The organism is Pseudomonas sp. FP2335, assembly GCF_030687535.1.
GTDB lineage: Bacteria > Pseudomonadota > Gammaproteobacteria > Pseudomonadales > Pseudomonadaceae > Aquipseudomonas.
Genome location: NZ_CP117437.1, coordinates 1,978,747 through 1,992,166, shown reverse-complemented (window position 1 = coordinate 1,992,166; position 13,420 = coordinate 1,978,747). Strand labels below are relative to the sequence as shown.

The window sequence follows — 13,420 nt, the reverse complement described above, 5'->3', positions numbered from 1 at the left end:
TTACTCACCACCTGCAAAGGAATGCTCCAACAATGCACTTCCCACTCAAGCAACTGGCGGCTGCCAGCCTGTTCGCAGCCAGCCTCTCGGCGATCGTCACCCCCGCCTTCGCCAACATCTCCGCCGAGCAAAGCACCGCGATTCTCAAGAATTTCAACGAAACCTCCGTCACTGATTTCCGTGGTTTCCTCGGCACCCTGGCCAAGGGCGACCTGGGCAAGACCGCCGACGTGGGCCCGGCGATCAGCGCCTTTCTCGACAACAAGCCGCTGAACGCCGACCAGCAGAACGAGATCAATCGCCTGCTGGGCATTTATAGCCGCGTGAAGTACGGCAAAGCCGCCACCGAAACCCTGCGCGAGCTGGTGGAAATTCCGACCTTCAACATCGACGGTATGCCGCAGTACAAAAACCCGGAGTTCCTCAGGATCGCGGCCAAGCTCAAGGACCTGGCAGAGGCCTTCAACCTGAACTTCCGCAATATCGACAACCGCGTGTATGAAGTTTCCCTGGAAGGCGCCAGCGATGAAGTGGTCGGCATTCACGCCCATGCCGACGTAGTGCCGGTCACGCCGGAAAACTGGGTGTTGAAAGATGGCACCAAGCTCGACCCGTTCAAGGTCACGCTGATCGGCGACCGCATGTACGGCCGTGGCACCGAGGATGACAAGAACGGCATCGTGGTGGCGATGTATGCCATGAAGGTGATCAAGGAAGAGAAGCTGCCGTTGGCGCGCACGTTCAAACTGCTGGTGGACACCACCGAGGAAACTTCCGGCGATGCGATCCCGTATTACTTCGAAAAGAACCCGACACCGCAGTACAACCTAGCGCTGGACGGTGGCTATCCGGTGGTGATTGCCGAGAAAGGCTACGGCACCGTGATGGCCACCTTCCCGCGCCGTAAAGGCGAAGGCAAGGGTGCGGAAATCATTGCGATGACCGGGGGCATGGCGACCAACCAGATTCCATCGGCCTCGGTGGCGACCTTTGTCAGCGACAAGCCCGCCGAACTGGCGGCCAGCCTGCAAAAAGCCGGTGCGGCGTATGCCAAGGCTAATGGTGGCGACTTCGAGGTGGCAGCCAAGGCGGCCGGTAAAGAAGTGAAGCTGACGGTGACCGGTGTTTCAGCGCACTCCTCCGAGCCTGAATCCGGCATCAACCCGGTGGCGCGCATGCTCGAGTTGATCCACAGCATCGACGGCAAGATCGCCCTCAAGCACAACCACATCACCGACGCCGCGCGTTATGCGTCCGACAACTGGGGCCTGGATTACCTGGGCGGCAAGCTGGGGGTGGGTTTCTCCGACGAGTTCATGGGGCCGCTGACCACCTCGCTGACGTTTGTCGGCCAGGATGACAACGCCTTCAAACTGGCAGTGAACCTGCGGGTGCCGAAGGGTAAATCCCCAGAGACGTTGAAAGCGGAAATCGCCGACAAACTCAGCGCCTGGGACAAGCACACCAAGGTCAAGGTGGATTTCACCTACTCGGTGGCCGAGCCGATGTACCGCAACCCGGAAGGCGAGTGGGTCAAGGCGCTGCTGGCAGTGGCCAGCGAAAACCTGGGCATGGAGCACAAGTTCGGCACGTCGGCCGGGGCGACCTCGGTGCATGAACTGCCCAATGGCGTGCAATTCGGCCTGGCGCGGCCCGAAGTGAAGTACACCGGGCACACCGACAATGAGTTCAAGACAGTCGAGCAGTTCCTGCTGGACTTGCAGATCGTCACTGAAATGATGGGGCGTGTCGGGCAGTTACCGAAGCTCTGACCTCGACAAGGGAGCCCGCCGCGATGGCGGGCTTTTTTCATCGGCCATCAATCACGCACAAACAAAAACGCCGATCATCGCTGATCGGCGTTTTCGTTGAATATGGAGCGGGAAACGAGACTCGAACTCGCGACCCCGACCTTGGCAAGGTCGTGCTCTACCAACTGAGCTATTCCCGCAAATGGCGTCCCCTAGGGGACTCGAACCCCTGTTACCGCCGTGAAAGGGCGGTGTCCTAGGCCACTAGACGAAGGGGACACGCTACTGAAACACATGGTGTGTATTCCAGTGCCCAGAGGTTGGATCCGAAGATCATGCCCTGGTTTCACTCAGTGCCGCCCGAGGGCAACACTGCTTAAATTGGAGCGGGAAACGAGACTCGAACTCGCGACCCCGACCTTGGCAAGGTCGTGCTCTACCAACTGAGCTATTCCCGCAAATGGCGTCCCCTAGGGGACTCGAACCCCTGTTACCGCCGTGAAAGGGCGGTGTCCTAGGCCACTAGACGAAGGGGACACGCTACTGAAACACATGGTGTGTATTCCAGTGCCCAGAGGTTAGATCCGAAGATCATGCCCTGGTTTCACTCAGTGCCACCCGAGGGCAACACTGCTTAAATTTGGAGCGGGAAACGAGACTCGAACTCGCGACCCCGACCTTGGCAAGGTCGTGCTCTACCAACTGAGCTATTCCCGCATATGGCGTCCCCTAGGGGACTCGAACCCCTGTTACCGCCGTGAAAGGGCGGTGTCCTAGGCCACTAGACGAAGGGGACACACGTACAACATTCACTACTCGCCGCGTTTCGCTGTGTGCTTTACGCTTTAAGTGGCGCGCATTCTATGGATGGATTGGGAGGTCGTCAACCCCCAAGGATAAATTTATTAAAATCAATGACTTCGCCCCTCTTTACGAGACCGGGCACGCATTCTGTACAGCAGGGCTTTGACGCCTATATTCTGGCACCCCACAAGACGCTATAGTTCGCTGCAGCCGATGATGGCAATGTGCATCCATACATGGAACGTTCACCTATATAGAAGAATCTACCTGGGCAACTGGTCGATCAGTCCTATCCGCCGGCCAGCCCAGTCACTACACTCCACTGCAAACCCTATAAAGAGGTCACACCGGTGACACCACTCATGATCACCCTGCTGGTAATAGCCGGGATCGCAATACTGATCGCCATTGGCTACATGAACCACGTGGTGGAAAACAACAAGTTGGAAAAACAGCGCACCGTGATCGAGCTCAATGATCGCCTGCGTCGTTGCGGTGAAATCACCGAGACATTCCCTGGCCAGTTGATGAACCCGGCGCTCAAGCTGTTGATGACCCGCCTGGAACTGAACGTCAACCAGCGCCTGCTCAACCTCGACAAGACCAGCGCACCGCTCAAGGCCCGCATCGCCGAACTGAATGCACTGGTCTCCCAGGGCGAATCGATCCCGGTGAACAATCCGCCGGCGCCGATCCAGACCGAAGCCAAGGCCAAGGACGTGCGTTTCCTCCTCGAAGCCCTGCACGGCCAAGTCACCCGCGCCGCCCAGGATGGCTTCCTGCCGTCCAACGAAGCCAAGCACTGGATCAAGGAAATTCGCCACATCCTGGTACTGCTGCATATCGAGTTCTTCAACAACCTCGGCCAACATGCCCTGCAACAAGGCCAGCCTGGCCAGGCACGCCTGGCATTCGAACGTGGCGTGCAGTACCTGCGCAAACAGCCGGAACCCGTGCTCTACAGCGCGCAGTTGCAACACCTGGAAGGCCAACTGGCCCGCGCCAACTCCACGGTGCTGACCAACAGCAAGCCTGCCGAGGATGAAGTCAACGAACTGACCCAAGGCCTCAAGGCGGACGACGCCGACGCCGAGTGGAAAAAGAAAGTCATCTACGACTGACCGCTTGTTCCGCGCCGGGTGGCGAAGCCGCCCCAAACCCAGGCACCGCGGTGTTTCAGTAAGACCCAGGTGCCTGGGTTTAGGGCGGCTTCGCCACCCGGCGCGGGGCAAGCCCGCTCACTACAACTATCCATGGCGCGCCGAGTAGCGTAAAAAAGTGCCCCTCACTCCGTGAAGTCAGAGGCCTGCTATGCCTGTCACCGTGATAGATGGACAACCGCTGCACTACCTCGACCAAGGCAACGGCCCCGCCGTCCTGCTTGGTTCGAGCTACCTGTGGGACCGCGCCATGTGGACCCCGCAGATCGAAGCCCTGTCGCAACAATACCGCGTGATCGTCCCCGAGTTGTGGGGCCACGGCGAATCGGGCCCGCTGCCCGCACACACCCAATCCCTTGATGACCTGGCGCGCCAGGCCCTGGCGCTGCTCGACCATCTGGACGTCGCCCAGGTCAACCTGGTGGGCCTGTCGGTCGGCGGCATGTGGGGCGCCCGCCTGGCATTGCTGGCACCCGAGCGCGTCAACAGCCTGGTGCTGATGGACACCCACCTTGGCGCCGAGCCCGAGGCCACGCGCCAGTATTACTTCTCGCTGTTCAAGCTGATCGAAGACGCCGGCGCCATTCCCGAGCCGTTGCTGGATGTGATCGCACCGATCTTCTTTCGTCCGACCATCGACCGTGAGTCAGCGCTGTATCAGGGTTTTCGCCAAGCGCTGCAAGGCTTTTCCCGCGAGCGCCTGCTGGACAGTATCGTGCCCCTGGGTCGGCTGATCTTCAGTCGCGAGGATGTACTGGAACAACTGCCACGGCTGGACGCCGACACCACGCTGGTGCTGTGCGGCGAGCAGGACAAACCCCGGCCACCCGCCGAGTCCCGGGAGATGGCCGAGCTGATCGGCTGCGGTCTGATCCTGATCCCGGACGCGGGACACATCAGCGCCCTGGAGAACCCGGATTTCGTCAATGAAGCGCTGCTGACCTTCCTCGCCAACCACGCCTGAGCGCCCTGCCCCTTGATCGCTGCACCTGTGCAGCGATCAGAGGCGGAAGTGCCCGACCATGCCTTTGAGTTCCGCCCCCAGTTGCGCCAACTGAATGCTCGACGCGGCATTACCCTGCATGCTCAACGCCGATTGGTCGGCACTCGCGCGGATGCTGGTGACGCTACGGTTGATCTCTTCGGCCACCGAGCTCTGCTCCTCGGCCGCCGCCGCGATCTGCTGGTTCATCTGCTGGATCAATGACACCGCCGTGGCGATGCTGCCCAGGGCGCTTTCGGTTTCCAGCGCATCGCTGACGGCCAGCTTCACCAACTCGCCGCTTTGCTGGATCTGCTGCACCGAAGACTGCGCGGCGTTGCGCAAGGTGCTGACCAGGCGCTCGATCTCTTCGGTGGACTGTTGCGTGCGCTTGGCCAGCGCCCGCACCTCATCGGCCACCACCGCAAAGCCCCGGCCCTGTTCACCGGCGCGGGCCGCTTCGATAGCGGCGTTCAACGCCAACAGGTTGGTCTGCTCGGCCACGCTCTTGATCACACTCAGCACGGTGCCGATGTTCTGGATCTCGGCACTGAGGCTGTCGATACTCGCACTGGCGCTGGCACTCGAACTGGCAAGCTGCTCGATGCGCTGCAGACTCTGGCGCACCACCTGCTGGCCACTGTCGACCTTGTCATCGGCGGTCTGCGCGGCCTGTGCGGCTTGTTCAGCGTTGCGCGCCACGTCGTGCACCGTGGCGGTCATCTGGTTCATCGCCGTGGCCACCTGCTCGGTTTCTTCCTTCTGGCTGCTGACCTCGACATTGGTCTGCTCGGTGACGCTGGACAGCGAATGCGCCGAGCTGGCCAATTGTTCGATACCAGCCTGCAACCCGCTGACCATCTCGCTCAGGCCATTGCCCATCTGTTGCATCGCCTGCATCAGCTGGCCGATTTCATCACGCCGGCTGACCTCCATCCGCCCGCTCAAATCACCCGCTGCAATCTGCTGCGCCACCGCGATCACCCGGCGCAGTGGCGCGACGATCAAGCGTGTGATCACCAGCGCTGCAATCAACCCCACCAGTAGCGCGAGGGCCGACGAAGCGATGATCAGCAGAGTGCTTTTCTTCAATTGTTCCTGCATCGACTGGTCTTCGGCGGCATACGCCTGGTTGACCCGGCTGACCACTTCCCCGGCCCGATCATGCAGCTGTTTGTAGACGATCTTTTCCTGCGCCAACAGGCCGGTGTACTCACCGAGTTTTTCGCTGAAGGCGGCAATATGCCCGGAGACTTCGTTCAGCACCGTCTGGTAGCCAGGGTCCTTGACTGAAGTCTTCAACTGTTCGACCTGCGCCAAGGCCTGGTCAGCCTGTTCGATCTTGCCTTGCTCGGCGCCGTCCTCATCGCCCTTGCGGCTCTGGTCCAGGCGCACATGGGCTTCGTTCATGGCTTGCAACATCAAGCGCGACACCTGGCTGACCTGCCCCGCTTGCTCGATAAACTCTGCGCCCTCCTTGCCCTGGCTCTCCTTGAGGCCATAGGCGCCATCGTCCGCCAGGCCGGCCTGCAGCACATCGAGGTTATTCGCCACACTGGACACCGACCAACTGGCCATTTCCAGTGCCAGATCCTTGGTCTGGGTCAGCTCGACAAACTCGTCAAACGCCTTGCGGTAGGCGGCCAGGGCCTGCTCGACGTCCGTCATCGCCGGCACATTGGCCGCCGATTGGATCTTGAGAGCGGCCGCCAGGGCCGCCAGGGCGTCGACGCTCTCATGCAAGGCGTCGACGGACTTGGGGTCGGCATGCAGTGCGTAGTCCTGCTCGATCAAACGCACCTTGAGCAAGCCACTGTTGAGCGAAGACATGCTGTTGAGGCCTTCAAAACGCTGCCCCACGGTTTGCAGCGACCATACGCCAATCGCCGCGACCACTGCCGTCAGCAACAGCACCAAGAGGAAGCCCAAGCCCAGTTTCTTCGCCATACCGAGGTTGGCGAAACGTCGTTGCACGCCCGTCATCATTGCACTTGAGTCCTCTAGCAATGGCAGATGCCATCAAGCCCGATTTACCAGTAGCGAGATTCGCAACCACGGGCCGCCGACACAAGCCGTTGGCGCCGGAATAATGGCAAAAAGCTACACGCTCGTCGTTTTCAGAATGGTCGAGGTCGATCTGGCCGGCCCCATGGCGCGCAGCAACGCCACGGCACGCTGATCAGTAGCATAGGCTACATTGATGCGCAGCCAGTCACTGTGCTCTGCCGTCGGGCTGAACAGTGCCCCCGGTGACAGCAACACACCGAGGCGCCGCGCGCTGGCCTGCAACTGCGAACAATCCTCCACCCCGGGGCGCGCCCACAGGAACATGCCTCCGGCGGGGGCGGCAAACACCTGCCACTCTTCATCCTCCAGCACTTGCAGGGTCGCCGCCATTTGCGTGCCCAGGCGTTTGCGCAGGCGTTGCACCCACTTGCGATAGGTGCCGTTGGCCAACAGCGTCGCCACCACCGCCTCGGCGAAACGCGACGTACCGATGCCGGTCAGGGTCTTGAGGTTGACCAATTGCGGGATAAGCGCACTGCTGGCACAGAGATAGCCGACCCGCAAGGCGCTGCTCAAGGTCTTGGAAAAGCTCGAGACATAGATCACCCGATCATCATGGGGCAGCGCCGCCAGGCGTGTGCAACTGGCATGTTGCAGGTCGCCGTAGACGTCTTCTTCAATGATCAGGAAATCCTTGGCCCGGGCCAGTTGCAGCAAACGCTCGGCCACCGCGAGGCACAGGCTGGTGCCGGTGGGGTTGTGGTACAGGCTGCTGATGAACAGGCATTTGGGGCGATGCACCGCAAGCAACGCTTCCAACGCCGACAGGTCCGGCCCGCCTCGGGTACGCGGTACTTCCAGCAGTGTGACGCCATGAAACACCAACTGGCGATACAGGTTGCCGTAGCCTGGGGTCTCGACCACCACCGTGTCGCCGGCCCTGAGCAGCGTACGTATCAACAGGTCCTGGGCCTGGCTGGCGCCCTGGGTGGTGAGGATGCGGTCCAGGCTGGTCGCCACGCGCATGCGGGCCAGGTGCTTGAGCAATTGCTCACGCAGCGCTAGCAGCCCCAACGGCGTGCTGTAGTTGAACACGGCGGCGGTGTCGGTGCGGCTGACTTCACGGATGGCGTAGCTGATGTCATCGCTTTCGCGCCAGGCATCCGGCAACCAACCGCAGCCCAGCTTCAATTCGCCCAGGGGGCTGTCGGTGAACGCCCCCCAGCCCTGCTCCGCCCCTTCATACCAGTGCTGTTCATGATGGGCCGGGGGCTCGGCCACCACATACCCCGAACCCGGCCTGGAGGCCAGCAGCCCTTGGGCGACCATGCGCTCGAAGGCCTCGATGACACTGGACTGGCTGAGGAGGTTGTCGAGGGCCAATTGGCGGATGGACGGCAGGCGCGTGCCAGGGCTTGCCCCGCTCTTGCGAATCCAGTCCGCCACCGCGCTGATGATTTGCTGCACCACTGGTACAAGGGCTTGTCGATCTATCCCTAAATCCATGAACCACTCACTTCACTGTCTGTTATTCAACCCACAAGAGTTAAGCACAGAAGTTCGGCGCAGCCGGCTTACAAGTTTTATTAAAGTATTGATTTTATTGAATTATTTACCTGCTGATACATATTAGCGCACGGCGTTTTGCCAGCTATGGAAACGCCCCACAGCACCCCGATCCTTTTCGATTGGGGTGCGTTTACAGGTCCTAAATGGCGGTCGCGCCGCCGTCCACCGCCAGCGCATGGCCGGTGGTGAACGCCGCACCATCGCTGCACAGGTAAAGCACCGCGGCGGCGATTTCCTCGACTTTGCCGATGCGCCCGACCGGGTGCATGGCTGCCGCGAAATCCGCCTTGCGCGGGTCGGCTTCATAGGCACGACGGAACATATCGGTGTCGATCACCGCCGGGCACACTGCGTTCACGCGGATCTGCTTTTTCGCATACTCGATGGCCGCCGATTTGGTCAGGCCGATCACTGCATGCTTGGACGCCGCATAAATGCTCATCTTCGGCGCCGCCCCCAAACCGGCCACCGACGCGGTGTTGACGATTGCCCCGCCGCCCTGGGCCAGCAGCAGCGGCAACTGATACTTCATGCACAACCACACGCCTTTGACGTTGACGCCCATGATGGCGTCGAACTCATCCAGACTGCCGTCGGCCAGCTTGCCTTTTTCGATCTCGATCCCGGCATTGTTGAGCGCGTAATCCAGCCGGCCATAAGCGGCAACCGTCTGCGCCATCAGTTGCTGCACATCCGCCTCGAGGGTGACGTTGCAGCGCACAAACAGCGCCTCACCGCCGGCCTGCCGGATCAGCGCCACAGTGCCCTCGCCGCCCGCCTCGTCCAGGTCGGCGACCACTACCTTCAAGCCTTCAGCGGCGAACGCCAGCGCGGTGGCGCGGCCGATACCGGCAGCGGCGCCAGTCACCAGGGCGACCTGGCCGGAAAACGTCATGCTCATGGGGGATGTCCTTTGTTAGAAATTGCCGTGCGGCGAGTCTAGCCAACGCGGCGCCGGGCGCGTCAGCACTATCAGAAGGCCGGTTGGCGCTGCATGGATCACAGTGATAAAGCCACCGGCGTGACTATCAACATGACCTATCGAGGGGCATTCGCACCGACGGTGAACCTTGCTCCGGAGCCGTTGCGGGTCTATCAATCTAGGCTCACTTCTAAAAGAGTCCTTGCCATGCCTGCCCAGACCAACCGCCAATTCCTGCTCGCCAAACGCCCGGTCGGTGCCGCCACGCGGGACACCTTTACGTATCAGGAGGTCCCGGTGGGCACGCCGCAGGACGGGCAAGTGCTGGTGCGCAATGAATACCTGTCCCTCGACCCGGCCATGCGTGGCTGGATGAATGAGGGCAAGTCCTACATCCCCCCGGTCGGCATCGGTGAAGTGATGCGTGCGCTCGGCGTAGGCAAAGTGATTGCCTCGAACAACCCGAAGTTTGCGGTCGGCGACTACGTGAACGGCGCCCTGGGCGTGCAGGATTACTTCCTTGGCGAGCCGCGCGGCTTCTACAAAGTCGATCCGAAACTGGCGCCACTCCCGCGTTACCTGTCGGCCCTGGGCATGACCGGCATGACCGCCTACTTCGCGCTGCTCGATACCGGCGCACCCAAGGCGGGCGAAACGGTGGTGATCTCCGGCGCAGCCGGTGCGGTAGGCAGCATTGCCGGGCAGATCGCCAAGATCAAAGGCTGCCGCGTGGTGGGCATTGCCGGGGGGGCCGACAAGTGCAAGTTCCTGGTGGATGAACTGGGCTTCGACGCCGCCATCGACTACAAACACGAAGACGTACCCGCCGCGCTCAAGCGCGAGTGCCCCAAGGGCGTGGATGTGTATTTCGATAACGTCGGCGGCGACATTCTAGACGCGGTGCTCAGCCGCCTGGCGCTCAAGGCCCGGGTGGTGATTTGCGGTGCGATCAGCCAATACAACAACAAGGAAGCGGTGAAAGGCCCGGCCAACTATCTGTCACTGCTGGTCAATCGCGCGCGCATGGAGGGTTTTGTGGTGATGGACCACGCGGCCAACTTTGCCGCCGCCGGGCAAGAGATGGGCGGCTGGATGGCCCAGGGCAAGCTCAAGAGCAAGGAGGATATTGTGGAAGGGCTGGAGACGTTCCCGGAGACGCTGATGAAGCTGTTCAACGGCGAGAATTTTGGGAAGTTGGTGCTGAAGGTTAACTGAGGCGCCACGCGGTAAACGTGAGCATAGACCGTGTGGGAGTCGGGCTTGCCGCGATGCAAGCGCCTCGGTGTATCAGTCAACCCGAGGTGATGCTATCGCAGGCAAGCCAGCTCCCACACAAGCCCGCTCCTACCGTTTAGATCGGTGATGGTCAGGCGATCTCAGCGACGACTGCCGCCAACGCCTTGGCCGGATCGGCCGCCTGGCTGATCGGACGGCCGATCACCAGATAGTCGGAACCGGCATCCAACGCCTGGCGCGGAGTCAGGATGCGACGCTGGTCGTCCTGGGCGCTGCCCGCCGGACGAATCCCCGGGGTCACCAGTTGCAACGACGGGTGTGCGGTCTTCAGTGCCTGGGCTTCCAGCGCCGAGCACACCAAACCATCAAGGCCGGCTTTCTGTGCCAGGGCTGCGAGGCGCAGGACCTGCTCCTGGGGCTCGATGTCCAGGCCGATGCCGGCCAGGTCTTCGCGTTCCATGCTGGTCAGCACGGTCACACCGATCAACAACGGTTTGGGGCCGCTGCGCTGCTCCAGCACTTCGCGGCACGCGGTCATCATGCGCAGGCCGCCGGAACAGTGCACATTGACCATCCACACGCCCATCTCGGCCGCGGCTTTCACGGCCATGGCGGTGGTGTTGGGGATGTCGTGGAATTTCAGGTCGAGGAACACTTCGAAGCCTTTGTCACGCAGAGTGCCGACAATTTCTGCGGCGCAGCTGGTGAACAGTTCCTTGCCGACCTTGACCCGGCAAAGCTTCGGGTCCAACTGGTCAGCCAGCTTCAGTGCGGCGTCACGAGTGGGGTAATCCAGGGCGACGATGATAGGAGTCTGGCAGACGGACATTGGAATGGGCTCTCAGGCAAGTCGAAATCGGCGCGGATTGTAGCGCAAGCGGCGCCGTTGCGGGATCCGATGATCGGTAAATACTGACAGAGCGCATGGCAACGGGCATTTCAGCCAATTATTTCAAAGCTGATACATTCACGACATGCCTGCAACACGCCCCACGACTAGCCTCGCCCGCACGACCCACCGACCAGCACTTCCAGCCATGGGGTTGGGCGCCTATGCTGACCGCAACGACCAGGCAGATGATCGCACTATGCATACCTCTCCCGTCTCTACGAATGACGAGCACAAAGGCGCGGTGACCGCCGATGACAAGCGCTGGAACACCCGTGCGCTGATTGTCGACGACGATGTGCCGATCCGCGAACTGCTGATCGACTACCTGGCACGCTTCAATATCCTCGCCACCGGCGTGACCGACGGCGCGGCCATGCGCGTGGCGATGCAGGCCGAAACCTTTGATGTGGTGGTGCTCGACCTGATGCTGCCGGGCGAAGACGGCCTGTCGTTGTGCCGTTGGCTGCGTGCGGAATCGGACATCCCGATCCTGATGCTCACCGCCCGCTGCGAACCCACCGACCGCATCATCGGCCTGGAACTGGGCGCCGACGACTACATGTCCAAGCCGTTCGAACCGCGCGAACTGGTCGCGCGCATCCAGACCATCCTGCGTCGGGTGCGCGATGACCGCACCGAACAACGCGCCAACATCCGCTTCGACAACTGGCGCCTGAACAGCGTGCTGCGCCAACTGGTGGCCGACGATGGCCTGGTGGTGCCGCTGTCCAACGCCGAATTCCGCCTGTTGTGGGTATTTATCGAACGCCCGCGCCGGGTGTTGAGCCGCGAGCAACTGCTGGACGCTGCCCGTGGCCGCTCCATCGAAGCCTTCGACCGCAGCATCGACTTGCTGGTCTCGCGCCTGCGCCAGAAACTGGGCGATGACCCAAAAGCACCGCAGTTGATCAAGACCGTGCGCGGCGAGGGTTACCTGTTCGACGCGCGGGACATCGGTTGATGCGCGCCCCCTTCAATACGCTGTTTGGGCGACTGTTCGGCGTATTGCTGGTGGCAATCATCCTGGCCCACGTGTTGGCGATCGCCTGGTTCCGCCACTACGGCCCGCCACCGCCGCCGCCCCAGGAGACCTTTGTCGAACAGCCGGACGGCCGCATGGTGCCGCTGAACAAGGAACATCGCCGCCCCTGGTTTGGCGGCCCGGTGGTGCCGCTGACGTTCCAGTTCATCTCACTGATCATTGCCGCCTGGTACGGCGCCAAGCTGCTGAGCCGGCCGATCCAGCGCCTGAGCGAAGCGGCCGAACGCCTGAGTCTGGACCTCGACAGCCCGCCCCTCGACGAGTCCGGGCCACGTGAAGCGAAACAAGCGGCATCGACCTTCAACCTGATGCAACGGCGTATCCGCGAACAGGTCAGCCAACGTGCGCGCATGCTCGGCGCCGTGTCCCATGACCTGCGCACGCCGCTGTCGCGCCTCAAGCTGCGCCTGGAGCAGATTGAAGACCCCAAGTTGCAGGGCCAGATGCGCCAGGACCTCAACGACATGATCGGCATGCTCGACGCGACCCTGAGCTACCTGCACGAGCAACGCACCAGCGAGACCCGGCATTGGCTCGACGTGCAGGCACTGGTCGAGTCCATGAGCGAGAACGCCCAGGACCAGGGCTGCGACGTGCAATTCGCCGGCACCTGCGTGCCGTTGCAGGTGCAGCCGATGGCCTTGCGCTCGTGCCTCAACAACCTGATCGACAACGCGTTGCGCTACGCCGGCACGGCGCGGGTGGAACTGGAGGACAGCCGTGAGGCCCTGATCATCCGCGTGATCGACCACGGCCCGGGGATTGCCGCCGATCAGCGTGAGACAGTGTTCGAGGCGTTCTATCGCCTGGAAGGCTCGCGCAACCGCAACTCCGGCGGGGTCGGCCTGGGCATGACGATTTCCAGGGATGCGGCGGAGCGCCTGGGCGGGCGCCTGAGCCTGGAGGAAACTCCAGGGGGCGGGTTAACCGCAGTGATGTGGCTACCACGGACCTAGCAGGCTGGCGCAGGCCAATAATGTGGGAGCGGGCTTGCTCGCGAAAGCAGCGTGCCAGTCAACACATCTGGTGACTGAACCACCGCCTTCGCGAGCAAG

10 protein-coding genes, 6 tRNA genes and 1 pseudogene are annotated in these 13,420 nt (G+C 61.9%); 6 read left to right on the top strand and 11 right to left on the bottom strand.

The genetic code is table 11. The features are described 5' to 3' along the window. Positions 1–32: 32 nt before the first annotated feature. Positions 33–1,772, top strand: coding sequence for a dipeptidase (locus tag PSH81_RS08960; RefSeq protein ID WP_305392344.1), 1,740 nt, complete (start codon positions 33–35; stop codon positions 1,770–1,772). Between the two features lie 103 nt (positions 1,773–1,875). On the opposite strand, the gene PSH81_RS08955 is transcribed toward PSH81_RS08960, so the two are convergent. The 6 genes from PSH81_RS08955 to PSH81_RS08930 all read right to left on the bottom strand — a co-directional run bounded on the left by PSH81_RS08955 (position 1,876) and on the right by PSH81_RS08930 (position 2,547). Then, positions 1,876–1,951, bottom strand: a tRNA-Gly gene (locus PSH81_RS08955). Between the two features lie 3 nt (positions 1,952–1,954). Then, a tRNA-Glu gene (locus PSH81_RS08950) sits at positions 1,955–2,030 on the bottom strand. A 103-nt stretch (positions 2,031–2,133) separates the two neighbouring features. Then, a tRNA-Gly gene (locus tag PSH81_RS08945) sits at positions 2,134–2,209 on the bottom strand. Between the two features lie 3 nt (positions 2,210–2,212). Then, positions 2,213–2,288 (bottom strand) — tRNA-Glu (locus PSH81_RS08940). 104 nt (positions 2,289–2,392) lie between these two features. Then, a tRNA-Gly gene (locus PSH81_RS08935) sits at positions 2,393–2,468 on the bottom strand. Between the two features lie 3 nt (positions 2,469–2,471). Then, a tRNA-Glu gene (locus PSH81_RS08930) sits at positions 2,472–2,547 on the bottom strand. A 358-nt stretch (positions 2,548–2,905) separates the two neighbouring features. On the opposite strand from PSH81_RS08930, the gene PSH81_RS08925 reads away from it, so the two are divergent. Together PSH81_RS08925 and PSH81_RS08920 are read left to right on the top strand one after the other, a co-directional pair. Next, positions 2,906–3,676, top strand: a complete 771-nt coding sequence (locus PSH81_RS08925; RefSeq protein WP_192298854.1) for a hypothetical protein — start codon at positions 2,906–2,908, stop codon at positions 3,674–3,676. A gap of 190 nt (positions 3,677–3,866) precedes the next feature. Next, positions 3,867–4,679, top strand: coding sequence for an alpha/beta fold hydrolase (locus PSH81_RS08920; protein ID WP_226455470.1), 813 nt, complete (start codon positions 3,867–3,869; stop codon positions 4,677–4,679). Positions 4,680–4,715: 36 nt separating this feature from the next. On the opposite strand, the gene PSH81_RS27475 is transcribed toward PSH81_RS08920, so the two are convergent. The 4 genes and pseudogenes from PSH81_RS27475 to PSH81_RS08905 form a co-directional block, all read right to left on the bottom strand. Beyond that, positions 4,716–5,420, bottom strand: coding sequence for a methyl-accepting chemotaxis protein (locus PSH81_RS27475; protein WP_370694910.1), 705 nt, complete (start codon positions 5,418–5,420; stop codon positions 4,716–4,718). Positions 5,421–5,621: 201 nt separating this feature from the next. Continuing rightward, positions 5,622–5,801: pseudogene (locus PSH81_RS27470) on the bottom strand (HAMP domain-containing protein); the annotation flags it as partial. 996 nt (positions 5,802–6,797) lie between these two features. Next, a complete protein-coding gene (locus PSH81_RS08910) occupies positions 6,798–8,210 on the bottom strand; it encodes a PLP-dependent aminotransferase family protein (protein WP_226455468.1) in 1,413 nt (470 codons plus the stop codon). A 202-nt stretch (positions 8,211–8,412) separates the two neighbouring features. After that, positions 8,413–9,174, bottom strand: a complete 762-nt coding sequence (locus tag PSH81_RS08905) for an SDR family oxidoreductase (RefSeq protein ID WP_305392342.1) — start codon at positions 9,172–9,174, stop codon at positions 8,413–8,415. 228 nt (positions 9,175–9,402) lie between these two features. Between PSH81_RS08905 and PSH81_RS08900 the strand changes: the two genes are divergently transcribed. After that, positions 9,403–10,410 carry an NADP-dependent oxidoreductase gene (locus PSH81_RS08900; RefSeq protein ID WP_226455467.1) on the top strand — a complete coding sequence of 336 codons (1,008 nt, stop codon included), beginning with the start codon at positions 9,403–9,405 and terminating at the stop codon, positions 10,408–10,410. Positions 10,411–10,561: 151 nt separating this feature from the next. On the opposite strand, the gene pyrF is transcribed toward PSH81_RS08900, so the two are convergent. Further along, on the bottom strand, positions 10,562–11,260 hold the full coding sequence (pyrF, locus tag PSH81_RS08895; RefSeq protein ID WP_017734306.1) for an orotidine-5'-phosphate decarboxylase: 699 nt from the start codon (positions 11,258–11,260) through the stop codon (positions 10,562–10,564). A gap of 259 nt (positions 11,261–11,519) precedes the next feature. On the opposite strand from pyrF, the gene PSH81_RS08890 reads away from it, so the two are divergent. Continuing rightward, positions 11,520–12,284: a response regulator gene (locus tag PSH81_RS08890; RefSeq protein WP_192298848.1), complete on the top strand. Its 765-nt coding sequence runs from the start codon at positions 11,520–11,522 to the stop codon at positions 12,282–12,284. After that, positions 12,284–13,321 (top strand): HAMP domain-containing sensor histidine kinase, encoded by a 1,038-nt coding sequence (locus PSH81_RS08885; RefSeq protein WP_226455466.1) that lies wholly within the window; start codon positions 12,284–12,286, stop codon positions 13,319–13,321. Before PSH81_RS08890 ends, PSH81_RS08885 begins: the two co-directional genes overlap by 1 nt. The last annotated feature ends 99 nt before the right edge of the window (positions 13,322–13,420 follow it).